The sequence below is a fragment of the Flavobacterium arabinosi genome (genome assembly GCF_048158725.1).
In the GTDB taxonomy this organism is placed as follows: Bacteria; Bacteroidota; Bacteroidia; order Flavobacteriales; family Flavobacteriaceae; genus Flavobacterium; species Flavobacterium arabinosi.
Genome location: NZ_JBLNKX010000001.1, coordinates 448,198 through 472,575 on the forward strand (window position 1 = coordinate 448,198; position 24,378 = coordinate 472,575).

The following is a 24,378-nucleotide window of genomic DNA, read 5'->3' on the forward strand; positions in this document are numbered from 1 at the left end:
ACCTTATTATAAATAGAATTGAGTATGAAAATTGAACGAAGATAATTCAATACCTACAAAAGCAGAAAGGCAAAATATCTCCTTAAAAAAAAATTACTATATCGTCCTTTTTTAAAACTTAGACGATATAGTAAATTATCAATTAAAATTATGTCGCTTATTTCAACTCTAAAACAAGAGCCTCATAAGGTCTTAGTGTTGCTTTTTTTGATACCGTTGCATAATTATTAATCAACACTTTTGCGTTTTTTAAGTTAATTCCAGTATTTGCAATAGCATTTTTTGCAGAAAAATTTAATAACACCAACACTTTTTTACCTTCTAATTCTCTGGTGTACGCATATACATTAGGATTGTCTTTGTCTAAAAGAGTGTATTTTCCATAAACTAAAACGGGGTTCGATTTGCGAAGTTTGGTCATTTTTCTAAAGTAATTCAAGACTGAATTTGGATCTTTTTCTTGGGCCGCTGCGTTCAAAGTAGTGTGATTATCATTTACTTTTAACCAAGGTTCCGCTGTTGAAAAACCTCCGTTTTTAGAACTATTCCATTGAAAAGGAGTTCTTCCATTGTCTCTTGCTCCGCCTCTTTTTTGATCTTCGATGAATTGTTTTAAATCACCGCCGGCAATTTTTACTTTTTCATATTCTGCAATCGTTTCGATATCTCTATAATCTTCAATTTTATTGAATTTGGCATTCACCATTCCTATTTCATCTCCATTATAATAATAGGGCGTTCCTTTCATCGAAAGTAAAAACGTGGTTAACATTTTTGATGAAACGGCTCTGAATTCTGGTGCATCATTTCCCCAACGAGAAGTCATTCTAGGTTGATCGTGGTTTCCTAAATAAATGGTTCCCCATCCTTTTTGATCATAAACTGCATCCCAGTCAGAATAGATTTTTTTGAAATCAACTAAACTCCAATTTGGATTCATTTTTTTGAAATAACCCGGAATGTATCCTAAATTGGTCCCTTCAAAATGATACCCCATATCCAATTCTTTTCTATCGGCATCCACAAAATCGTGAGCTGATTTCAGCGTCATTCCGGCACCTTCCGCCAATGCCATTACATCATATTTACTCAAAACTTCTTTATTCATTTCTTTCAAATAATCGTGCAAATGAGGTCCGCTGGCCATAAAAACATCCCAACGTCCTTGGTAGTTTTTATCTAAATCGGCTTGAGTAATCACCGGAAAAGTGGTGTCTTTTGCGATAAATGGAATCACGTCCATACGGAATCCATCAATCCCTTTTTGGAACCACCAATTCATCATGCTGTAAATTTCCTGACGTAATTTTGGGTTTTCCCAATTCAAATCCGGTTGTTTATAGCTGAAGTAATGTAAATAATAAGAATCCGTTTGTTTATCATACCTCCAACCACTTCCATCTGCTTCAAAAGCACCTGGGCGAAAAGCGGGTTTTCCTTTTTCGGCTGGCCACCAATGGTAATAATCTCTATATGGATTGTCTCGGGATTTTCTACTTTCCTGAAACCATTTATGCTCATCAGAACTGTGATTGACAACTAAATCCATTACTAATTTCAAACCTCTTTCATGCATTCCTTTCAACAATGCATCAAAATCTTCCATGGTTCCAAATTCTTTCATAATAGATTGATAATCCGAAATATCGTATCCGTTATCCGCATTTGGTGAACCGTAAATTGGATTCAACCAAACCACATCTATTCCTAAACTTTTGATATAATCTAATTTTTGAATAATCCCTTTCAAATCTCCTACTCCATCTCCATTAGTGTCTTTGAAACTTCTTGGATAAATTTGATATACAACGGCTTCCTTCCACCATTTTCGCTCAATTGTCGGTTTTTTTTCCTGCGCTGCAGATGGGTTTGTTACTAATCCAAAGCAAAACACTGCAATGGCCATTCCCTTTGATAATACTACTTTCATTTTAATTTTTTTAGTTAGTGGTTTTTTGGACGAAATCGATTTATTAAACACGTTGGAACATTGTCTTATATTTCAAAAATTTCGATATAGTAAAAGTAGATTCTTTCCCTGCTTAAAATTTTACAAGTAGAAAAAAAGTAAATTATATTTTTTATAATTAATTGTAAATCAATATTTTAAAATTAATTTATCTTCGAAAAAAGTGGTAGATTTATAAAATAAAAATGCAACAAAAACTGCTTTTCAACAAGTAATAGCGAGGTAAACGGTTTTAGTTTTTACCGGATGACCCAATTAAAAGGACTTTGGATTCAAATTCTTCCCTCGGTCCTACCGATTTGTTTTTTATTTGTGACCGATAATTGTAAATCGTCGATACCGAATACCTTAAAAATTCTGCAATTTTTGTACTGTCTTTAATTCCCAACCGAATTAATGCAAAGATTCTTAACTCTGTGTTTAAAAGCTCCCCTTGTTTCAAATGAAGCAGCTCTTTGTCTGCTAACAATTTCGAAAACTCAGCAATAAAACTCGGGAATAATTGTAAAAAAGTTTGGTCAAAATTGGTATAAAATTCTTTTAATTCCTTCTCAATAGGAGTATTTGACTTCACTGCTTTTACGAGTTCATTCATTTTTCCTGCGGTAGCCATTACATTCAATTTTCGTCTGTACTCCTCCTGTTTTGCAATGTAATCGGAGCATTGGTCCATGTAGCGGCCAATATAAATTTCTTTCAACAAACTCGCTTCAGCAAGTGTTGCATTCGTTTGATTCAACCTTTCATTGATTTCATTTAACTCTTTGTTCAATACCGACAGTTTTGTATTGGCTAGACTTATTTCTTTTTGGGCATTCGCCAATTTTTTCATTTGTTTAAAAAGCAGAATCAAAACGACTAATAAGAACAAGGATAAGATACTGGCACAAATTAAAAAAATGATTAGCTGCGTTCTGTTGGTTTCATTTTTATTTTCATATGCCTCATTTATAATGGGCAACATTTTTGATATTTCGTAGGTTCTCAATTTTGCATTACAAAAAAGAGCATCTTCTAATGATCTTTTGGTGTATTTATAGGCCCGGTCTATATCGCCTTGTTCATATAAAATGAAAGCTAATTTACGCAATGAGATATTTTCTTTTTTTACCAATTGTAAATCCGATATTGCAGAGACAATCAACCACTTTTCTTCCTGTTCTTTATCTTTTTTCAATCGATACCCTTCCGAAATAATATAAGCGATAACAGCTCTGTCCGGATCTTGTTTTGCTGTTTTTGAAAAGAATCCCTGCAGCAATGCTATCGCTTGATCCGCATGCCCATGTTCCAATAATTGGTCTGATTTGGCAATACCAAATTCTATGGATTTTGGCGAAAAATAAAGCATTGCCGAATCTCTGTATTTTTTTGTCAACACACCATATTTCTTTTTTTCTTGACTGGAAGTGGCATAATCATTCAAATAACCATAGATAATCCGATTCGTCCAATAATACGTTCCCTTTAGATTTGGCGTTAAATCGATGTTTATTGTTTCTAATATATCAAGGGATTCCTTATACATTCCTAAAGTTCCCATTATGGAAGCAACGTTTAATTTTGCTTCGTTTACTTTGTCCGGATTTTTTAATTTTTGGGAAATCAGTAAGCTCTTTCTAGCGTAAATTAATGCTGAATCCGACTGGTATGCTTTGTATTGAACATACAATTTCCCATAAATATCGAATTTTTTCAGGTCTGTAGCAGTATAGTGTAAAAGCCCTTTAAGTTTATTTATATCGGCCCCTTTTCGATTTAAATACAACTCGTATTCATTGACGGAATTATCTAGTTCTTTTAATAACGAATCGTTTTTAACTTGACCAAAAAGAAAAATGGGCAATATCAATGCGATCAGTAAAGATGAAAATTTATTCATTTTTGGTTGATTAGAATGATGTAAAAATAACTAAAAAACCAGTTTAACGGAATACCAGTTTTCAAATACTCCTTTTTGTAAGCACTTTTTGTAATACTAGATTTTTTGTTTGTAGCATGCTCTAAAACAGTACTTTTATTTTACACAAAGTATTCTTAAAATGTTTATTTTTAGTTAGTTCTGAAAGTATTTAAAAAAAAATATTTTTATTTCATTGTGTTGATGTGACACATTATTTATTATATTTGAAATCGTTTTCGTAAATCGAATAGAAATAAGACGGGCAATTGACACCGATTTTTTCCGTAAAAAAGAGGAGAACATGTTATTAAACCAATATAATTAAGCTATTTACATACCAAATATAACAACCAAAACATGAAAAAAAGAATAGTAATACCTGCGTTAATTTTACTTGTTGGAACCCAAACTTATGCCCAAAAAAAATGGACGGAAACCCCTAAAGACTCTTACACTATTGTTCAAAATAAAGGAGGCCAAACATTAGGATATTCACCCAAATCAGGAGTTAAAATTATACAAGCAGATGGTTTAGCTTTTAAAGACTTGAATAAAAATGGCAAATTAGATATTTATGAAGATTGGAGAAAACCGGTAGCGGAACGTGCTAAAGATCTTGCTACCAAAATGACGGTGGAGCAAATGGCGGGTTTAATGTTATACAGCAGACATCAATCTGTTCCGGCACAGGAAGCAGGTATGTTTACCGGAACGTATAATGAAAAACCATTTTCTAAAAGTGGCGCAAAACCTTCGGATTTATCCGATCAACAAATTGCATTTTTAACCAATGACAATTTACGTCATGTGCTAATGACTTCGGTTCAAAGCCCGATAATTGCGGCACAATGGAATAACAACATACAAGCATTAGTGGAAGGGATTGGAATGGGAATTCCATCCAATAACAGTTCTGACCCAAGAAATGGAGCCAATAAAGATTCTGAATACAATGCAGGATCAGGCGGTTCCATATCACAATGGCCTGAGGAATTAGGATTAGCCGCTACTTTTGACCCCGCTATTACAGAGAAATTTGGATCTATTGCTGCCAAGGAATACAGAGCCCTTGGAATTACTACAGCCTTATCTCCTCAAATTGATTTAGCTACAGAACCAAGATGGAATCGTTTTGTGGGCACTTTTGGTGAAGACCCAAAATTAGCCACAGACATGGCAAGAGCCTATGTAGATGGCTTTCAAACCTCACCTAAACCAATTACTGTTTATGATGGATGGGGAAATCAAAGTGTCAACGCAATGGTAAAACATTGGCCAAGTGGAGGTCCGGAAGAAGGAGGTCGTGATGGACATTTTGCTTATGGAAAATTTGCCGTGTATCCAGGAAATAACTTTGAAACCCATTTAAAAACCTTTTTAGAAGGCGCTTTTAAATTGAAAGGAAAAACTAAAAAAGCATCGGCAGTGATGCCGTATTATACGATTTCGTATGGTCAGGATAAAAAATACGGTGAGAATGTTGGAAACGGATTTAGTAAATACATTATTACTGATTTATTAAGAAATAAGTACGGTTATGACGGAGTGGTATGTACAGATTGGTTGATTACTGCCAATGAAGGACCTACACCTGATGTTTTTGCCGGTAAATCTTGGGGTGTTGAAAAATTAACTATTGCCGAAAGACATTATAAAGTTATGATGGCCGGGGTAGATCAATTTGGCGGAAATAATGACATCAAGCCCGTGCTTGAAGCATACCAAATGGGTATTAAAGAACACGGAGAAACGTTTATGCGCAAACGTTTTGAGCAATCAGCGGTTCGTTTACTTTTGAATATTTTTAGAGTGGGATTATTCGAAAATTCTTATTTAGATGCTAATGAGACCAAAGCAATTGTAGGTCAACCTGAATTTATGAAAGCCGGTTATGACACACAATTGAAATCTATTGTGATGATTAAAAATCAAAATAAGATCTTGCCAATCGCAAAAGGAAAAACCGTATATATCCCAAAAAGAGTTACTCCTGCAGGAATCAACTTTTTTGGTCAACCGTCTCCTGAAAAAATTGAATATCCTATTAATTTAGAATTGATTAAAAAATATTATACCGTAACGGATGATCCTGCTAAAGCTGATTTTGCCATCGTATTTATCAAAAGTCCAATAAGCGGCGGATACAGCAGAGCCGATAGAGAAGCCGGTGGAAATGGATATGTTCCTATCAGTTTGCAATTAAAAGACTATACGGCAGTAGATGCCAGAGCGCAAAGTATTGCTGCCGGAGATCCTGTGATTGATTCAGCGATTACAAACCGCTCGTATTTGAATAAAACGTCTAAATCAAATTCGTATCCGGATTTAAATACGATTCTGGAAACTAAAAAAGCGATGAATGGGAAACCGGTACTGGTATCTGTAAATATTTCTAACCCAATGGTTTTTGGCGAATTTGAAAAAGAAGTTGATGCAATAGTGGGTGAATTTGGTGTACAAGTAGAAGCTTTAATGGATATTGTTTCTGGAAAAACGGAGCCTTCTGGATTGTTGCCTTTACAAATGCCATTGAACATGTCTACCGTTGAAAAACAAATGGAAGACGTTCCTCACGACATGACTCCTTATGTAGATGCTAACGGAAATGTATATGATTTTGGTTTCGGATTAAACTGGAAAGGGGTAATCAAAGATGCGAGAACCGAAAAATATAGCGTTAAGAAATAATAAGATATAATAAATCCAAAACCCATATCAAACTGCTTTATTGGGATGGTGAGGGATTTTCGATTTTTTATAAGCGACTCGAACAAGGAAGGTTAGATTTTATTTTACATCAAGCATAACAATCAATCTAACCTTGTTCTTTAATAAGAAAATAAAAAATATGATTGTATTGAATAAAAGAAGATGCTTGTGTTTATGGATTACGGTTACCTTATGCGTCCTAAGTAGCCATTACAACTTTGCTCAAAATGCCGATACTACAAAATCCCCTAGTCAATTTAGCGCATCAGCCACAATAACAAATAATGGTATTTCGATAATACCTACATTTTCCTTGGGGAAACCTGCAGGGGTAATTGAATTAGCAATGGGTAAAAAATTTACATTTGAACCACAGTTTCGATTTTCTTTGGAAGGAAAACCATGGTCTATCGTTCTTTGGGGGAGGTACAAGTTGCTAAAGACTGATCGATTTAATTTAAATATAGGAGCGCATCCTGCTCTTATATTCAAGACAATTACCAATACAGTCAATGGAGTTGACAAGGAGATAATTACTAGTCAGCGATATTTTGCTACTGAAATTTCTCCCAATTATATCCTCAGAAAAAACGTAAGTGTAGGAGTTTATTATTTGTATTCTAAAGGGATGAAGGAAAGCTTCAGCAATAATACCCATTTCATAACTTTGAACAGTAATTTTTCAAATATTAAACTTATAGAAGATTATTTTTTAAAGTTTAATCCACAAGTTTATTATTTAAATATTGACGGTAAGGATGGAGTATACTTTTCTTCAGGTTTTACCTTGGCAAATAAAAAATATCCCATTTCACTACAATCCTTCATCAATAGAACAATTAAAACGGATATAATCAGCAAGGATTTCGTCATGAATGTGAGTTTAATATATTCTTTTAATAAGAATTATTTGCCAGTTAAATAGGCAGTGGCTTTTCAAATGAAGAATATAATAGTTAGATCTAAATAATCAAAATAACATGTTGCAGAACTTTTGTTGAAATATAAAAAAAATGGAAATGAAAAAAACTGGCTTTAGGCCCTTCTATCTTTTCGAGGAATGAAAAACAATCTATTCCCAAACAACAGGAAAAATGATAAAACACAATGTATGATTTTGGTTTCGGATTAAACTGGAAAGGGGTAATCAAAGATGCGAGAACCGAAAAATATAGCGTTAAGAAATAATAAGATCTAATAGATTATATTTGAACCACCTATAACTCTGTAGGTGGTTTTTATACCTAGTCCACAAATTTTTAGCTGGTTATTCTTTTTCAAAAAGTTTTTTTTAAAAGCTAATTATAGTTCAGCATATTAATTTTAACCAGAAATAAGCGAAAAAAACAACCGTTTTGACAAGATGATCTTTTATTTTTTCATTTTTGTTAAAAAACAAAGATAATTAACAATTAAACAATAATAATTTTGAACTAAAAAGGATAATTTAATCACTATATCTTTATATCTTTCGCCTTCTAAATTATTAATTAATTTTATTAAACTATTTTTATCGCTAATCATGCAATCGATTACGCAAATAAAAGTGTTTTTGACAAATATAAAATTACTCGCTGCTCTTTATTTTAATTACCTGTATATTCTTTTTCTGTGGTTTACAGGAAAGTTCCGGAAATGTTCCAAAAGCAGCGCAGTTAAATCAAGACGATTTTGTTCCATAGTAATGTGGAATATCGCTATAAGAAGTTTAAAATTTTAAATCTAAGAAAAAAAGTATGTTTTCATTACAAAATAAAAAAGCAGTGGTTACAGGTGGAGGAAGCGGAATAGGAAAGGCAATTTCAGCCTTATTTGCAAAGCAAGGAGCTGAAGTACACATCATTGAATTGACTGATGAAAGCGCCCAAGCAGCCGTTGCCGAAATACGTGCAGCAGGTGGAAAAGTGTTTTCTCATGCTTGTAACGTGGCCAATCAGCAAGAAGTCTTGGCAACATTTGAAAAAATTGGCAACATTAATATCCTTGTCAACAATGCAGGAATAGCACATGTGGGCAACGTGGAAACGACACCAGAAGCCGACTTTGATCGAATTATGAATGTGAATGTAAAGGGCGTTTACAATTGTTTGCATGCAGCAATCCCGCAGCTGCGCCATTCTGATGGCGGCGTTATTGTGAACATGGCTTCCATTGCGGCTTGGGTGGGAATTCCAGATCGATTTGCTTATTCGACGGCCAAAGGAGCTGTAATGGCTATGACTTTATCCGTTGCCAAAGATTATATGGCTGAAAACATCCGTTGTAATTCCATTTCTCCTGCCAGGGTACATACCCCGTTTGTAGATGGATTCATTTCTAAAAATTATCCAGGAAAGGAAGCCGAAATGTTTGATAAATTATCTAAATCACAACCTATTGGTCGCATGGGAAAACCAGACGAAGTAGCGGCTTTGGCTTTATTCTTGTGCAGTGATGAAGCTGGTTTTATTACCGGTTGTGACTATCCTATTGATGGAGGATTTATTAAATTAAATAACTAAGGTCACCTTATTCATATTATAAAAACAATCATACTAAAAAAATAGATAAAATGAAACTAATACGTTTTGGAGAAGCCGGTAAAGAAAAACCAGGTGTTTTAATTGGAGAAAAAAGATTTGATGTCTCGTCAATTGTTGCGGATTATAATGAAGCCTTTTTTGAAGATAATGGACTAGAAAAATTAGAAGCAGCTTTAAAAAACAATCCCGTTTTGCCTGAAGTGGATGCTTCGGTACGTTTGGGTTCACCGGTGGCAAGACCATCTAAAATAATATGCATTGGATTAAACTATGTGGATCATTGTAAAGAAACTGGTGCGCCAATACCCGAAGAACCTATTATCTTTTTTAAATCGACTACTGCTTTGTGTGGACCAAATGACGATTTAATAATTCCAAAGAACAGTGATAAAACCGATTGGGAAATTGAATTGGTGTTTATTGTAGGCAAAAAAGCCAGTTATGTTGAAGAAGCAGATGCCATGGATTATGTAGCAGGGTATTGTTTGCATAACGATTACAGCGAAAGAGCCTTTCAATTGGAACGTGGCGGTCAATGGGCCAAAGGAAAAGGATGTGATACATTTGCTCCACTTGGACCCATCATGGCAACAAAAGATGAAATTGCAGATGTAAATAATTTGTCAATGTGGTTGACAGTAAACGGAAAAACATTCCAAAATAGTAATACGTCGAATTTAGTTTTCAAAATCCCTTTCTTGGTTCATTACCTGAGCCAGTTCATGACATTGCTTCCGGGTGATGTTATCAGTACAGGAACGCCTCCTGGTGTTGGTTTGGGAATCAAACCACAACCTATTTATCTTAAAGCAGGAGATGTGGTTGAATTAGGGATGGAAGGTTTAGGTACAAGCAAACAAGTGGCGGTAGCGTACAGCAAATAATTATAAAAAAATTAAGAGATGAAATACATTGTATGTGAGCAACCCCATCAGTTTGAATTAAAAGAAAAACCCATGCCGGTACGCAAGGATGGTGAAGTATTATTAAAGATTAAAAAAATAGGTATTTGTGGTACAGATATCCATGCTTTTGGTGGAACACAACCTTATTTTGAATATCCACGTATTTTAGGACATGAGCTCGCTGCCGAATACATTGAAGGTGAAGCTGAAGGTTACAAACCGGGTGATAAGGTAACTTTCATACCTTACTTTCATTGTGGTGAATGTGTGGCTTGCAGAAACGGACTTACGAACTGCTGTGCAAAAATTAAGGTTTTTGGAGTTCATATCGATGGGGGAATGGCAGAATACATTACCGTTCCTGAACAGTATTTATTGCATGGTGAAGGACTGGATTACGATCAACTGGCACTTGTTGAACCACTAGCGATAGCTGCTCATGGAGTAAGAAGAGCTGCCGTAAATGCAAAGGATACGGTACTTGTTATGGGAGCCGGTCCTATAGGAATTGGTCTGATACAGTTTGCCAAAATAGCTGGCGCAAAAGTAATCGCGTTGGATATTAATGAATACAGGCTGCGTTTTTGTAAAGAAGAACTCCATGCTGATGCCACCATAAATCCTGCAAATGAAGATGTCACTGCAAGACTTATGGAAATCACAAACGGTGATATGCCTACAGTTGTTATAGATGCAACCGGTAACCGTAATGTTATGAACAGCGCTTTTAATTACATCGCCCATGGTGGACGATTTGTTTTGGTGGGGCTGCAAAAAGGGGAACTTAGTTTTAGCCACCCAGATTTTCACAAACGCGAATCAACTTTAATGAGCAGTAGAAATGCAACAAAAGATGATTTTCAATACGTGATCGAATGCCTTAAAAACGGTAAAATCGACCCAAAAAAATACATTACCCACAGGGCTCCTTTCACAGAAATGATAACTGAATTTGAAAAGTGGATTGATCCAAAAAATAACGTCATCAAAGCGTTAATAGAACTGGATTAAACTTAAAAACTAAAATAGTATGGATTTAAGATTAAAAGGTAAAATTATAGTCGTTTCAGGATCAGCAGGAAAAGAAGGAAGCATTGGTGAGACCATCATAAAAAGACTGGCTGATGAAGGTGCAATTCCTGTACTTGTAGACCGTAACGACAGAGGTTTCGGTTATGCCGAAGAACTTCAAAAAAAAGGTTTGGATTCCTTATTTGTGCAAACGGATGTAACCAATCCGGAGCAAATGGAAGCTGCTGTACAAAAAATTGTTGCAAAATACGGACGAATAGATGCCGTTATCAATAACGTCGGAGTAAATGATGGAGCAGGATTAGATGCCAGCTATGAGGAGTTTATGGACTCTTTAAAACTGAATCTGGTAAGCTACTTTTTACTAACCAAATATGCGCTTCCGTATCTAAAAGAATCAAAAGGTAATATACTTAATATTGGTTCTAAAGTTGCCTTAACAGGACAGGGAGGAACTTCAGGATATGCTGCCGCAAAAGGTGGTGTATTGGGTCTAACCAGAGAATGGGCAGTTGATTTAATTCAATATGATATCCGCTCTAATGCTATTATCATTGCAGAAAGTTTTACTCCTGCTTATGATGATTGGTTAAAAACACTACCGGACGGCGAAATGGTATTGGCAAAAATAAATAAAAGCATACCGTTTGAGGCAAGGATGACAAGCCCTGAAGAAATAGCCGATACTGCGTTGTTTATTGTCTCTGATCGTTCTTCGCACACTACCGGACAATTCGTTTTTGTAGACGGAGGATATGTACATTTGGACAGATCATTAATTAATGATGTAAATTAGAAAAAGCTTTATGCATAAACGTATCGATGCCCATCAGCATTTTTGGAAGTTTGATCCTGTACGGGATAGTTGGATTGATGCATCTATGCAAAAAATTCAAAAAGATTTTTTGCCGGAAGATCTGCTGCCTTTACTGAACGAAAATAAATTTTCTGGCTGTGTTGCCGTTCAGGCAAGCCAATCGGAAGAAGAAACTAATTTTCTGCTTGACTTAGCGGCAAAAAATGATTTCATCAAAGGTGTTGTAGGATGGGTAGATTTATTAGATGAGAATATCGCAGATCGACTAGCTACTTTTTCAACTCAAAAAAAGCTGAAAGGTTTTAGGCACGTAGTACAGGGAGAATCTGATGATTTTATGCTAAGAAATGATTTTCGTAACGGCATAAGTGGATTGAAAGAGTTTGATTACACCTATGATATTCTCGTTTTTCATCGCCAGTTACCTGCAGCAATAAATTTGGTCAATCGTTTTCCGGAGCAAGCTTTTGTATTGGACCATATTGCAAAGCCTGACATAAAATCGGGAGCAATTCAATTATGGAAAGAGAACATTCAGGAATTAGCAAAAGCAGAAAATGTGATGTGTAAAATTTCAGGAATGGTGACTGAGGCTAACTGGTATTCCTGGACAGCGGACGATCTAAAACCGTATCTCGATGTGATTTTTGAAAATTTTTCGAAAGAAAACCTAATGTTTGGTTCTGATTGGCCCGTTTGCAATCTTGCCGCAAATTATAATCAGGTTGTAAAAACGCTGGAGGAATATATTTCGCAATTACCAACTCAGGAGCAAGAACTGATTTGGTATGGCAATGCCAATGCTTTTTATAAACTCGATCAATAAAAATAATAATATAACATGGATAATTTATTCAATTTAAAAGGAAAAGTAGCTTTAATTACTGGAGGATCTGGGGTTTTAGGAGGTCAAATGGGGGAAGTTTTGGCGAAAGCCGGAGCGATAGCAGTGATAATGGGATCAACTTTAACCAAAGCCGATATCGTAGTTAATAAAATAAAGGCAAATGGTGGAGAAGCTTTTGCTGTAGCTGCCAATGTACTGGACAAAACATCACTTGAAAAAGTAAAAGATTTAATACTAGAAAAATACGGGCGCCTTGATATTTTAATCAATGCTGCAGGAGGAAATGTCCCAGGAGCAACTATTGCTCCGGACAATACTATTTTTAATATGCCGACTGTAGATTTAGAAAAAGTATTAGACTTAAATATTATTGGTACTATATTGCCAACACAAGTTTTTTCAGAAATTTTTGCTAACCAGAAACAAGGGGTAATAATTAATATTTCTTCTGCAACAGCGCAACGTCCATTGACACGCGTAGTGGGTTATTCCGCGGCAAAAGCAGCAATCGATAATTTTACCAAATGGATGGCTGTTGAAATGGCTACTAAATTTGGTGAAGGAATACGAGTAAATGCGATAGCGCCAGGATTTTTTATTGGAGAGCAAAATAGAGCTTTATTGTTGGAACCTGACGGAGGTTTAACAGCCAGAGGAAAAAAAATCATCGAGCAAACGCCAATGCGAAGATTTGGTAATCCAGAAGATTTGGGTGGAACTCTAATTTGGTTATGTAGCGATGCTTCAAAATTCATTACCGGAATTATTGTAAATGTTGACGGTGGATTTGGAGTTTCAAGTATATAAAAAAAGTAAAAAATATAAATAAACACAAGCAAATGGAACAAACATGGAGATGGTTCGGACCTAATGATTCAGTAAAATTATCTGATATAGCACAAGCTGGAGCTACTGGTATAGTGACTGCATTACATCATATTCCTAATGGAGAAGTATGGGAAATAGCCGAAATTTTAAAAAGAAAAGATACAATTACTTTTAAAAATTCCGATGTTGACTCTACATTAACTGGCCTTCAATGGTCTGTTGTGGAAAGTATTCCGGTACACGAAGACATTAAAAAACAAACAGGGAATTACCTTCAATATATTGAAAACTACAAGCAAAGCATCAAAAACCTTGCTGCTTGCGGAATATATACTGTATGTTATAATTTCATGCCCGTTCTGGATTGGTCCAGAACTGATTTAGCGTATGAAATGCCTGATGGGTCAAAAGCATTGCGATTTGACATCAATCAATTTACGGCTTTTGATTTATTCATTCTTAAAAGACCCGAAGCAGAGAAAGATTATTCAGCGGAAAGAATTGCTGCTGCAACTGCTTGTTTTAAAGCATTGAGCGAAGGTGACAAAGCGAAACTACAGCAAAATATTCTTGCAGGTTTACCTGGTGCCGAAGAAGCATATAGTGTTCAAGAATTTCTGAAGGTTTTAGACGCTTATAAAAACATTGACGCTGCTACACTAAAAGCAAATCTTTATTATTTCTTGAAAGAAATCATCCCAGTTGCTGAAAGTGTTCAGGTAAAAATGGCAATTCATCCGGATGATCCTCCATTTCCAATCCTTGGTTTACCGAGAGTAGTAAGTACCGAAGCCGATTTGACAGCAATGTTAGCCGTTGTCGATTCTCCTTCAAATGGTTTTACGATGTGTACCGGCTCTTATGGAGTAAGACCAGATAATGATCTTGCCGGTATGATTGATCGTCATGGTAATAAAATGAATTTTATTCATTTGAGAAGTACCCAAAGAGAAAGTGACGGAAGTTTTTATGAAGCCAATCATTTAGAAGGTAATGTGGATATGTTTGCTGTTGTAAAAGCAATACTGAACAAAGAAAAAGAAACAAAAAATATAATACCAATGCGTCCTGATCACGGACATCAAATGTTGGATGATTTAAATAAAAAAACAAATCCCGGCTATTCTGCAATCGGTCGTTTACGCGGTCTTGCTGAATTACGAGGATTAGAAATGGGAATCAAAAAAAGTTTATTTAATTAAAATTGTTTTATCTGATGCTTTGTGTGATAATCCTATCTAACAAACTGAAATAAAAACACTTACCTCTACCTATGCAATCATTTTTTATCAAAGTTTAAAAAATGATTGCTTTTTTAGATTCTGTTTTTACTATCTTTAAAAAAGATTTCTATTCAAACAGGACTAAAATTAAACTCATGAAAAAAATCACACTGGTTACACTTTCAATTCTTTCTTCCATTTTTTTCAGTTGCGAAGCTCAAGTAAAACCAAACGATATTTCCATTCAGGAAGAAGTAAAAAATTATACTCTTGAAACAGTCGCTTCTGATATTGCAATACCATGGGGAATGACTTGGTTGCCTGATGGAACGATGCTGGTTACAGAAAAAAGCGGTGTTCTTTACCAAATCAAAAACGGCATAAAAACCGAAATAAAAAATGTTCCCAAAGTATATTCTCGTGGACAAGGTGGTTTATTAGACATCGTTTTACATCCCAACTATGCTAAAAATGGTTGGTTGTATGTGACCTATGCCTCCAGTGAAGGTGAGGGTGAAGGCGGCAATACTAAACTCATTCGAGCAAAATTAGTGGACGGAAGTCTAACCCAAATAGAATCGCTTTATAAAGCTACTCCCAACACCACAAAAGGCCAACATTTTGGTTCCAGAATTGCATTTGATAACGACGGTTATTTGTACTTCTCAGCAGGAGAGCGCGGTAACCACTTCGTAAATCCACAAGATATCAAACGCGATGGCGGAAAAATATACCGATTAAATGATGATGGAACCATCCCAAAAGACAATCCTTTTGTAGGACAGGCAGAAGCGAAGGAAGCCATCTATTCCTATGGCCACAGAAATCCGCAAGGAATGGCAAAAAACCCGATAACAGGAGCCATTTGGGCACACGAACACGGGCCTCAAGGCGGAGATGAAATCAACATCATAAAAAAAGGAGCCAATTACGGTTGGCCAGTAGTTACTTATGGCATCGATTATGACGGAACTACTATTAGCACAGAAAAGGAAAAACCAGGAATAGAAAAACCCATTTACTATTGGTTGCCTTCCATTGCACCAAGCGGAATGGCATTTGTAACCAGCGACCGTTATCCTAATTGGAAAGGGCATTTACTTGTTGGATCCTTAAAATTTCAATATCTTGAATTGGTAAAACTGAAAGGTGACGAAGTGATCGGGCGACAAAAAATTGCCACAGACATTGGGCGTTTGCGCAATGTGGCACAAGGTCCGGACGGTTATATTTACATCGCGGTTGAAGGAAAAGGAATACTCAGAATTATACCTAATTAATCTATGTTGACAAGTAAACTATTTATTGGATTTAGCCTGCTTTTATTGGGATGCTTTTACTTTGAAAATCCCATTCCCAAAAACCACTATATTGTTGCCACTGATACAAATAAAGATAAAGTGGTTGTACAAAACCAAATGCCTGGAAAAGAAATCTATACTGATTTTTGTATCCAGTGTCATGGTGCGAATGGCAAAGGGGATACTAAAAATTCCCCTCCTCTAGACGGTTCTGACTGGCTCACAAAAAAAAGAGTTCAAAGTATCCATGCTGTTAAATTTGGACAAAGTGGTGAAATTGTTGTTAATAAAAAGAAGTTCAATAGCAGCATGCCAGCCATGGGACTTTCTAATCAAGAAGTGGCTGATGTAATGAATTATATAATGAAATCCTGGAGCAACAAACAAAGTAAAATAGTTACCGAAAAAGAAGTGGCAGCAATTAAGGAGTAAATCAGATCAGCATTTGGCTTAGCCTAAAAAAATAGGTTTTGATTCAAAATTTCAAGACTTATAAAAAAATATTTTAAAAAGACGATCATTGCTAATCGTCTTTTTTATTTTAGATTTTCGTTCTTATTTCACATATAACTGTCGGATAATTTCTGAAATCAGTCCAGTCCAACCTGTTTGGTGATTGGCGCCTAAACCTTTCCCGGTATCCCCGTCAAAGTATTCAAAAAACAAGTGATTTTTGTTAAAAACTGGGTCATTTTGAAACTTCTCGTATTCACCATACATTGGAATTTTCTTGTTGCTATCCGGAATAAAAAGAGATAATAATCGCTTGGAGACTCCTTCAGCAGCTTGTTTTATACTCATCATTTGTCCTGAGTTTGTAGGGAATTCAACTTCATAGTCGTTTCCATAATAACTCGAGAATTTTTCTAAAGAGTCTAAAATCAAATAATTCATTGGAAACCAAATAGGGCCTCTCCAATTTGAATTTCCGCCAAACATATCTCCTGTAGCCTCGGCGGGGGTATAATCGACTTGAACCGTTCCTCCTTCATAGGTAAATTTATAAGGATGTTCTTTATGATATTTGGATAACGAACGAATTCCAAAATCGGATAAAAACTCTGTTTCATCAAACATTCGCTTCATGATCATTTTCATTCGATGACCACGAAGAATGGAAAGCAAACGGGTTTCGCCTTTTCCGGGATGATACCAACTGGAGATTAAACTTGCTAAATCAGGACGGTTATTCAATACCCATTCGACACGACGTTTAAAATCTGGTAATTTTTCTAACAATTCAGCGTTTAAAACTTCGACCGCAAATAAAGGGATTAACCCTACCATGGAACGCACTTTTAAAAGTTCGGCCTCACCATTTTCTTTGTGAAGCATGTCATAGTAGAACTGGTCATCTTCATCCCAAAGATTTAATTGATCACCACCGATGGTCTGCATGGCCCCAGCAATATGCAAAAAGTGTTCGAAGAATTTAGAAGCCATATCTTGATAAACAGGATTTTCAAGAGAGATTTCACAAGCAATTCGCAACATATTTAAGCTGTACATCGCCATCCAACCAGTTCCATCAGCTTGCTCTAAATGTCCGCCAGTTGGCAAGGCTGCTGAACGGTCAAAAACTCCAATATTATCCATTCCAAGGAATCCACCACCAAAAATGTTATTCCCTCCTTCATCCTTCAGATTCACCCACCATGTGAAATTTAATAATAATTTATGGAAAATGCGTTCCAAGAAAACAATGTCTCCTTTTCCGCCATTCATTTCCTTGTCAATTTCATAAACCTTCCAAGTTGCCCAAGCATGGACTGGAGGATTTACATCTGAAAATGACCATTCGTAGGCTGGTATTTGACCATTAGGATGCATGTAATATTCCCTCAAGATAACAGACAATTGTCTTTTTGCAAAATCAGGATCAAGACGAGCTAGAGGTAACGTATGAAATGCTAAATCCCATGCCGCAAACCAAGGATATTCCCATTTATCGGGCATCGACAGAATATTGGAAGTATACATGTGTTTCCAAGAACTATTTCGTCCATTCTTTCTATTCAAATCAGGTTTTGGCATGGATGGATCGCCTTTTATCCATTCAAGCACATTATAATAATACCATTGCTTTGTCCAAAGCATTCCAGCATACGCTTGACGTTGTACAGATCTCAACTTTTCCTCTTCAATTCCTTTTTGAAGACTGGCATAAAATTCATCGGCCTCAAAAAGTCGTTTTTCAAAAATAGAATCAAAATCCACAAAAGCATCACTTGGGGTTTGATTCGTAAATCGCATACGATAGACCTTTTTCCCGTTAGCAGGAATTACATCGTCATATTTTACCGAAGCTTTTGTACCAATGTGATTTGGATTTACGGCTTCTTTATCATTATTTATTATATAGTCATTTATACCATCTTTAGTATAATGTGTAGGATTAGGCGAGTTATATAGCCTTTCAAAATTTGTTTCATTCTCACAGAATAAAATTTCTTTTGCATTTTCAGCGTATAATTTAAAATGTCCTACTAAACGATGATTTACTTCAATTATGGAGTTTCCAATACCCGTTAATATTGGTTTATGACTATATTTTTCATACCCCCAACACCAGGTATTTCTAAACCAAAGAGTTGGCAAAACCGTCAAAGCAGCTGCTTTATTGGATCTGTTTTCTACCGTAACTTTAATTAATATGTCTTGTTCATCCGCTTTTGCATATTCAATAGAAATATCAAAATAGGCATCTTTATCGAAAACTCCTGTGTCTAATAATTCATATTCCGGTTCAAGACGCGTTCGTTTTTTACTTTCGTGAACCAGTTTTTCATAGGGAAAAGTAGCCTGAGGATACTTGTAGAGCATCTTTTGGTACGAATGGGTAGGCGTAGAATCTTGATAGAAATATAATTCTTTAACATCTTCTCCATGGTTTGATTCGTTTCCTGTCAAACCAAAAAACCGTTCTTTTAAAATATGGTCGTTATGGTTCCAAAAAGCGAAAGCAAAACAAATGTGCTGTTTATTATCCGAAATTCCTCCTATGCCTTCTTCACCCCATCGATACGCTTTGGAACGTGCCATGTCGTGGGTAATATTATTCCAGGCATCACCATTTTGTGAATAATCTTCCCTAACCGTTCCCCATTGTCTTTCTGTTAAATAAGGCCCCCACTTTTTCCAGCCTTTATTATCCTTCCTTAATTTTAACCGCGCCCGTTCTGCATCTATTTCTGACATACCACTTTAATTAATTTGTAATTCGCAATTTATATAAATACGTTTTAAAAACAACTAATTAATCTGTAAAAATCCTGTGCTGTAAATATTAATAAACTATTTTTAATCGTTTTAAAATTTCAATTCAAGATTGAAGACTCGCATAAAAAAGAATTTTACACGTTTTAACCTAAATAAATTTTCTTTACAATCCAATTCCTATTAAAATTCTGACAACCCTAAATTCGCAAACTGAATCCGTGAATTATATAAAAAAATAGCCTTTAGATATCATTATAATTGACAAGCCGCACACAAAATACTTTATATTTGCATTGAAAACTAAAAACGTTTATTTATGAAAAAGCCAGTTATCGCATTACTTATACTTCCCTTTTTATTTTTTGTATCTAGTTGTAATCGTGGTAAAGCCGCTGATTCAATAAACGGAGAAGAAAAAAAAATAGAAAAACAGCCTGATACCTTAGCAAAAAAAGAAGTTCTTACCATTGATACCACTGACTATAACAAAAGAATGTTGGCGTTAAGCAATAATGATACAACAGGAAAATGGCCCGTAAAAACACCTTATCCTTTGCCAGGAGCACTTTTGCCATACAATCGTATTATTGCTTATTATGGAAATTTATATTCCACAAGAATGGGGATCTTAGGTGAACTTCCCAGAAATGAAATGATTAAAAAATTACAGGGCGAAATAGCCAAATGGCAGGCAGCAGATCCATCAGTAAAAACAATTCCTGCATTGCATTATATCGCAGTCACTGCTCAAGGCGCGCCTGGCAAAGACAACAAACACAGAATGCGAATGCCTTTTAAACAAATAGACACTATCTTGAGTTGGGCTAAGCCAATTAACGCCTTAGTGTTTTTAGATATTCAAGTGGGACACAGCACCGTTAAAGCCGAAGTAGCCGAACTGGAGCAATATCTTGCATTACCAAATGTACATTTGGGAATTGATCCCGAATTTTCAATGAAAAACGGTGAACGTCCTGGTTCTAAAATCGGAAATTTTACTGCTGCTGATATTAATGACGCCATTGACATTTTGGCAAACATCGTGCGTAAAAACAAACTGACTCCCAAAGTATTGGTTGTACACCGTTTTACGCAAGGAATGGTAAAAAATTATAAAGAAATCAAGAAAGTACCCGAAGTTCAAATTGTAATGGATATGGATGGTTTTGGCGATAAAGTCTTGAAAAAAGATAGCTACATGAGTTATATTTATAGAGAACCCGTTCAGTTTACCGGTTTCAAATTGTTTTATAAAAATGATATTAGAAAAAATTGGGTAATGTACACTCCGGCAGAGTTGATAAAATTCACCCCTAAACCAATCTATATTCAATACCAATAATACACTTTTTGAATTATGAAAAATATTTCATTTTTAGTTTTTATAGGTCTATTTTTATTGGTTGGTTGTAACTCTAAACCAAGTAAAATAGAAAAGGAGACAACTGAAGTTAATGCGCCTGTTGAAAAAATTGCTCCTAAAAAAGAAATGGCTGACTTAGCAACAATTCTTTCCAAAAAAGAAGTACCTATATTATGTTATCATAATATCAAGGAGCTTAGTGCCAATGCCGGTGAAATGACAAAAACCTATACCGTAACTCCAGCTAATTTTGCACAACAAATGAAAGCGTTGTCAGACGAAGGATATCATAGCATTTTACCCGATCAATTATATGAATATTTAGTTCATGATGCTCCGTTGCCTGCAAATCCAGTAATGATTACATTTGACGATACGCGTGGAGAACAATACAGTATAGGCGCTACCGAAATGAAAAAATACGGCTTCAAAGGAGTATTCTTTGTAATGACCGTTTCTATCGACCGCCCTAACTATTTGACAAAAGAGCAAATTAAAAGTTTATCTGACAGCGGAAATACTGTTGCAGCGCATACTTGGGATCATCACATGGTAACTAAATATGCAGGAGAAGACTGGGACAATCAATTGGTAAAACCCAAAAATAAACTCGAAGACATCATTGGTAAACCAGTGACTTATTTTGCTTATCCTTTTGGTTTATGGAACAAAGCGGCTATTCCCGAAATAAAAAAGAGCGGATACCAAATGGCATTTATCTTGTCTACCAAAAGAGATTCAATTGATCCGCTATACACCATCAGACGTATTATCGTGGCTGGTCAATGGTCAACTCCAAGTGTAATGAAAGCTATAAAATCTTCTTTTAATAAATAATTAAAATACGGTTATTTACATAAAAATAAATTCTAATCCCAGTTATTAAATCTAATTAATAACTGGGATTTTTCTTTTGATTCGAATTAAAAACTGTCGTTCAATTTGCAGCATAAAATTGACCCAACTTTTTTACAAATAGCAATCACCCTTTTTTTGTTTTTATTTTAAACACCCTCCTTTTTACAAAATATTTATTCATTTTTTCAAGTAACAAACCCTCATGTGCTACATTTCATGGGGTTGACCAATCAAAAAATGCTTTTTAGACTGCGAAATCAAAAAAAACAACATTGCAAAACAAAATAATTGTCAAAAAACAATTGCCAAAAAAAGAATGCTATAAAAATTATTAATTAGTCACTTAATCCTTATTTATATAAAAATTAAATTGCTATTTTAGCTTTAAAGATGCATTTTTTATAATAAAATGTATAAAAATTTAATTTTTTAACAATATGTGTTATGATGAAATTGATGCCTAATTTAAACCCAAATGGTTGGGACGAAATGTTTTCCAATGAAGGAGTTCGGGAATCTTACCGTCAAGTATTGCAAACATTGCAAAGCTTAAATCACGAAAAACTAAACGATAAACATAGGCAGGCTTCTGATTTTTTCATGAATCAAGGAATCACTTTTACCGTTTATAGTGACGATAATCAAGGCATTGAAAGAATTTTTCCTTTTGATATCATTCCAAGAATCATTACCCAACAAGACTGGAACGAAGTAGAATCCGGAATAAAACAGAGGCTAAAAGCACTCAATTTATTCTTGGAAGACATATATAACGAACAGCTTATTATAAAAGAAGGTATCATTCCAGCTTCATTAATCGCCTCTTGTCCGCACTATATCCAAGAAGTTCATGGGATTAAAGTACCACACAACATTCATGTTCACATTGCAGGAATAGATTTAATCCGGGGAGCAAAAGGAGAGTTTTATGTACTGGAAGACAATTTACGTTGCCCAAGTGGCGTGAGTTACATGCTTGAAAACAGAGAAATAACTAAACGTATTTTTCCGGAAATGCTCACCTCCAATCATGTGAGTATGGTCAGTAATTACCCGATGATTTTTCATAACATTCTGGTTTCGCTATCTCCAAGAAATATCGCTAACCCCAATGTCGTATTATTAACTCCGGGAGTTTATAACTCGGCGTATTATGAACATACTTTTTTAGCTAGACAAATGGGAATTCCTTTGGTAGAAGGAAGAGATTTAGTGGTAAACAACAATAAAGTTTATATGAAAACCACCTCAGGACTTCAACAAGTAGATGTTATTTACAGACGCTTAGATGACGAATATCTTGATCCTTTGGTTTTCAAACCAGATAGTACGCTGGGCGTTCCAGGACTTATAAGTGCTTACAAACAAGGAAATGTAGCTTTAGTTAATGCAGTAGGAAACGGTGTCGCCGATGATAAAGCAGTATACGCTTATGTACCGGACATGATAAAATATTACATGAACGAAGAGCCAATCCTAAAAAATGTCCCAACCTACAGAATGGAAAATCTGGACGAAAGAGAAATGGTTTTTGCCAATATGGAAAACATGGTGATCAAGGAAACCAATCAGAGTGGTGGCTATGGAATGATTATGGGAAATAAGGCTACCCAAGAGGAATTAGATAATGCAAAAATTGCCATTGTGGGTAATCCACGTAATTTCATTGCACAACCCATCATTCAACTCAGCACTGTTCCTTGTCTTATCGATGGAGAACTAAAACTGCGTCATGTCGATTTAAGACCGTATGCTTTGTGTGGCCCAAATGGCGTGAAAATAGTTCCTGGTGGACTAACCCGAGTCGCGCTTACCGAAGGCTCATTAGTAGTTAATTCTTCACAGGGTGGAGGAAGTAAAGATACTTGGATAGTAAAATAAATTAAAGGTCTAATAATGCTGTACCTTTTTAAAAAGTAAACAAAATGAAAGTAAATATGCTCAGCCGAGTTGCAGACGGAATGTTTTGGCTCAACCGATATATGGAAAGAACAGATGGAATGTTACTTACCCTAAACACCTTTTATATCTTGTCTTTTGACAAAGAAACGAATGATTCTCAAGGGTACAAACCATTATTGGAATACTACACTGATTTGTCAATGGAACAAATAAATCAAGTACAATATGACACAAACTTCGTTCTAAAGTATATCATCTGCGAAAGTCCAAACCATAATTCAGTAAAGAATCTCGTTATCAAAGCACGAGAAAATGCGAGAGGTTCCCAAGATAAAATTACAAAAGAACTTTGGGAACACATCAATTCTTTGTATCACTTCATGAATTCACCCGACTTACCAAAAAAATTAGAAACGTCTGATGCGAGTAATATTATCAGCAAACTCAATAAAGATTTTTTGTTGTACAATGGCATTCTTCAGGTTACAATGCCCAGAGGATTGGGTTGGTGTTTTTCAAGTATTGGTAAACATATAGAAAGATGTCTGCAAACCATTTCTCTAACCCAAGCGTACTACGCTCCTATTCAGTATAATCTTGATGGAAATGAAGATTTATTGTATTGGAGAAGATTATTACTTTCCCTTTCAGGCTACGAATTATACTTAAAAAGTTACAGTAATATTCCGCACAATCGCAAAGTGGTGCAACAGGTTATTTTCAATAGAGATTTTGCACATTCTGTGATTTACACTTTGGAATTAATAGACACCTATTTGAACAACTTGTTTAAAGACAATAATCTGAGCGAAGCAAGAACATTGCACAATCAATTTGGAAGACTCAAAAGCTCTGTCGAATTTACGGATTATCATCATCTTACCAACAAAGAATTAGAAGACGTACTCAACAATACCAGAACACAATTGATACAGTTTTCGACAGATTTTTCTAAATTATTTTTCTCTTATACGTAATAT

At 35.3% G+C, this 24,378-nt stretch carries 19 protein-coding genes; 16 read left to right on the forward strand and 3 right to left on the reverse strand.

Annotation, left to right across the window (positions count from 1 at the left end):
- Positions 1-157 precede the first annotated feature (157 nt).
- A complete protein-coding gene (locus ACM55K_RS01800) occupies positions 158-1,930 on the reverse strand; it encodes a glycoside hydrolase family 13 protein (RefSeq protein ID WP_416848524.1) in 1,773 nt (590 codons plus the stop codon).
- A gap of 271 nt (positions 1,931-2,201) precedes the next feature.
- Positions 2,202-3,851 (reverse strand): DUF6377 domain-containing protein, encoded by a 1,650-nt coding sequence (locus ACM55K_RS01805; RefSeq protein ID WP_416848526.1) that lies wholly within the window; start codon positions 3,849-3,851, stop codon positions 2,202-2,204.
- 378 nt (positions 3,852-4,229) lie between these two features.
- Between ACM55K_RS01805 and ACM55K_RS01810 the strand changes: the two genes are divergently transcribed.
- From ACM55K_RS01810 to ACM55K_RS01865, 12 genes are all read left to right on the forward strand, one after another.
- On the forward strand, positions 4,230-6,560 hold the full coding sequence (locus ACM55K_RS01810) for a glycoside hydrolase family 3 protein (RefSeq protein WP_416848527.1): 2,331 nt from the start codon (positions 4,230-4,232) through the stop codon (positions 6,558-6,560).
- Entirely contained in the window at positions 6,560-6,679 is a 120-nt protein-coding gene (gene tnpB / locus ACM55K_RS01815) for an IS66 family insertion sequence element accessory protein TnpB (RefSeq protein WP_416848972.1), read from the forward strand. Before ACM55K_RS01810 ends, tnpB begins: the two co-directional genes overlap by 1 nt.
- A gap of 41 nt (positions 6,680-6,720) precedes the next feature.
- Complete coding sequence (locus tag ACM55K_RS01820) at positions 6,721-7,506, forward strand: hypothetical protein (RefSeq protein WP_416848528.1); 786 nt, start codon at positions 6,721-6,723, stop codon at positions 7,504-7,506.
- Positions 7,507-8,317: 811 nt separating this feature from the next.
- A complete protein-coding gene (locus tag ACM55K_RS01825) occupies positions 8,318-9,082 on the forward strand; it encodes an SDR family NAD(P)-dependent oxidoreductase (protein WP_416848529.1) in 765 nt (254 codons plus the stop codon).
- A gap of 50 nt (positions 9,083-9,132) precedes the next feature.
- On the forward strand, positions 9,133-9,987 hold the full coding sequence (locus tag ACM55K_RS01830) for a fumarylacetoacetate hydrolase family protein (RefSeq protein WP_416848530.1): 855 nt from the start codon (positions 9,133-9,135) through the stop codon (positions 9,985-9,987).
- Between the two features lie 18 nt (positions 9,988-10,005).
- Positions 10,006-11,019: a zinc-binding alcohol dehydrogenase family protein gene (locus ACM55K_RS01835; RefSeq protein WP_416848531.1), complete on the forward strand. Its 1,014-nt coding sequence runs from the start codon at positions 10,006-10,008 to the stop codon at positions 11,017-11,019.
- A gap of 19 nt (positions 11,020-11,038) precedes the next feature.
- Positions 11,039-11,836: an SDR family oxidoreductase gene (locus ACM55K_RS01840; RefSeq protein WP_416848532.1), complete on the forward strand. Its 798-nt coding sequence runs from the start codon at positions 11,039-11,041 to the stop codon at positions 11,834-11,836.
- Positions 11,837-11,846: 10 nt separating this feature from the next.
- The gene (locus ACM55K_RS01845; protein ID WP_416848533.1) at positions 11,847-12,683 is read left to right on the forward strand and encodes an amidohydrolase family protein; all 837 of its coding nucleotides are present in this window, start codon (positions 11,847-11,849) and stop codon (positions 12,681-12,683) included.
- A gap of 15 nt (positions 12,684-12,698) precedes the next feature.
- Complete coding sequence (locus tag ACM55K_RS01850; RefSeq protein WP_416848535.1) at positions 12,699-13,511, forward strand: SDR family oxidoreductase; 813 nt, start codon at positions 12,699-12,701, stop codon at positions 13,509-13,511.
- Between the two features lie 32 nt (positions 13,512-13,543).
- On the forward strand, positions 13,544-14,734 hold the full coding sequence (gene uxuA / locus ACM55K_RS01855) for a mannonate dehydratase (RefSeq protein ID WP_416848536.1): 1,191 nt from the start codon (positions 13,544-13,546) through the stop codon (positions 14,732-14,734).
- Between the two features lie 176 nt (positions 14,735-14,910).
- Positions 14,911-16,035, forward strand: coding sequence for a PQQ-dependent sugar dehydrogenase (locus ACM55K_RS01860; protein WP_416848537.1), 1,125 nt, complete (start codon positions 14,911-14,913; stop codon positions 16,033-16,035).
- Between the two features lie 3 nt (positions 16,036-16,038).
- The gene (locus tag ACM55K_RS01865) at positions 16,039-16,488 is read left to right on the forward strand and encodes a c-type cytochrome (protein ID WP_416848538.1); all 450 of its coding nucleotides are present in this window, start codon (positions 16,039-16,041) and stop codon (positions 16,486-16,488) included.
- Positions 16,489-16,611: 123 nt separating this feature from the next.
- On the opposite strand, the gene ACM55K_RS01870 is transcribed toward ACM55K_RS01865, so the two are convergent.
- Complete coding sequence (locus ACM55K_RS01870; RefSeq protein WP_416848539.1) at positions 16,612-19,254, reverse strand: MGH1-like glycoside hydrolase domain-containing protein; 2,643 nt, start codon at positions 19,252-19,254, stop codon at positions 16,612-16,614.
- Between the two features lie 337 nt (positions 19,255-19,591).
- On the opposite strand from ACM55K_RS01870, the gene ACM55K_RS01875 reads away from it, so the two are divergent.
- The 4 genes from ACM55K_RS01875 to ACM55K_RS01890 all read left to right on the forward strand — a co-directional run bounded on the left by ACM55K_RS01875 (position 19,592) and on the right by ACM55K_RS01890 (position 24,375).
- Complete coding sequence (locus ACM55K_RS01875; protein ID WP_416848540.1) at positions 19,592-20,617, forward strand: hypothetical protein; 1,026 nt, start codon at positions 19,592-19,594, stop codon at positions 20,615-20,617.
- Positions 20,618-20,632: 15 nt separating this feature from the next.
- Complete coding sequence (locus ACM55K_RS01880) at positions 20,633-21,475, forward strand: polysaccharide deacetylase family protein (RefSeq protein ID WP_416848541.1); 843 nt, start codon at positions 20,633-20,635, stop codon at positions 21,473-21,475.
- Between the two features lie 465 nt (positions 21,476-21,940).
- A complete protein-coding gene (locus ACM55K_RS01885; RefSeq protein WP_416848543.1) occupies positions 21,941-23,377 on the forward strand; it encodes a circularly permuted type 2 ATP-grasp protein in 1,437 nt (478 codons plus the stop codon).
- 44 nt (positions 23,378-23,421) lie between these two features.
- A complete protein-coding gene (locus ACM55K_RS01890) occupies positions 23,422-24,375 on the forward strand; it encodes an alpha-E domain-containing protein (RefSeq protein ID WP_416848544.1) in 954 nt (317 codons plus the stop codon).
- Positions 24,376-24,378: the final 3 nt, after the last annotated feature.

What these genes read in the sequence shown, in the direction of transcription:
- ACM55K_RS01800 (WP_416848524.1), bottom strand. Translation starts at nt 1,930, where the DNA reads ATGAAAGTAGTATTATCAAAGGGAATGGCCATTGCAGTGTTTTGCTTT.
- ACM55K_RS01805 (WP_416848526.1), bottom strand. Translation starts at nt 3,851, where the DNA reads ATGAATAAATTTTCATCTTTACTGATCGCATTGATATTGCCCATTTTT.
- ACM55K_RS01810 (WP_416848527.1), top strand. Translation starts at nt 4,230, where the DNA reads ATGAAAAAAAGAATAGTAATACCTGCGTTAATTTTACTTGTTGGAACC.
- ACM55K_RS01820 (WP_416848528.1), top strand. Translation starts at nt 6,721, where the DNA reads ATGATTGTATTGAATAAAAGAAGATGCTTGTGTTTATGGATTACGGTT.
- ACM55K_RS01825 (WP_416848529.1), top strand. Translation starts at nt 8,318, where the DNA reads ATGTTTTCATTACAAAATAAAAAAGCAGTGGTTACAGGTGGAGGAAGC.
- ACM55K_RS01830 (WP_416848530.1), top strand. Translation starts at nt 9,133, where the DNA reads ATGAAACTAATACGTTTTGGAGAAGCCGGTAAAGAAAAACCAGGTGTT.
- ACM55K_RS01835 (WP_416848531.1), top strand. Translation starts at nt 10,006, where the DNA reads ATGAAATACATTGTATGTGAGCAACCCCATCAGTTTGAATTAAAAGAA.
- ACM55K_RS01840 (WP_416848532.1), top strand. Translation starts at nt 11,039, where the DNA reads ATGGATTTAAGATTAAAAGGTAAAATTATAGTCGTTTCAGGATCAGCA.
- ACM55K_RS01845 (WP_416848533.1), top strand. Translation starts at nt 11,847, where the DNA reads ATGCATAAACGTATCGATGCCCATCAGCATTTTTGGAAGTTTGATCCT.
- ACM55K_RS01850 (WP_416848535.1), top strand. Translation starts at nt 12,699, where the DNA reads ATGGATAATTTATTCAATTTAAAAGGAAAAGTAGCTTTAATTACTGGA.
- uxuA (WP_416848536.1), top strand. Translation starts at nt 13,544, where the DNA reads ATGGAACAAACATGGAGATGGTTCGGACCTAATGATTCAGTAAAATTA.
- ACM55K_RS01860 (WP_416848537.1), top strand. Translation starts at nt 14,911, where the DNA reads ATGAAAAAAATCACACTGGTTACACTTTCAATTCTTTCTTCCATTTTT.
- ACM55K_RS01865 (WP_416848538.1), top strand. Translation starts at nt 16,039, where the DNA reads ATGTTGACAAGTAAACTATTTATTGGATTTAGCCTGCTTTTATTGGGA.
- ACM55K_RS01870 (WP_416848539.1), bottom strand. Translation starts at nt 19,254, where the DNA reads ATGTCAGAAATAGATGCAGAACGGGCGCGGTTAAAATTAAGGAAGGAT.
- ACM55K_RS01875 (WP_416848540.1), top strand. Translation starts at nt 19,592, where the DNA reads ATGAAAAAGCCAGTTATCGCATTACTTATACTTCCCTTTTTATTTTTT.
- ACM55K_RS01880 (WP_416848541.1), top strand. Translation starts at nt 20,633, where the DNA reads ATGAAAAATATTTCATTTTTAGTTTTTATAGGTCTATTTTTATTGGTT.
- ACM55K_RS01885 (WP_416848543.1), top strand. Translation starts at nt 21,941, where the DNA reads ATGATGAAATTGATGCCTAATTTAAACCCAAATGGTTGGGACGAAATG.
- ACM55K_RS01890 (WP_416848544.1), top strand. Translation starts at nt 23,422, where the DNA reads ATGAAAGTAAATATGCTCAGCCGAGTTGCAGACGGAATGTTTTGGCTC.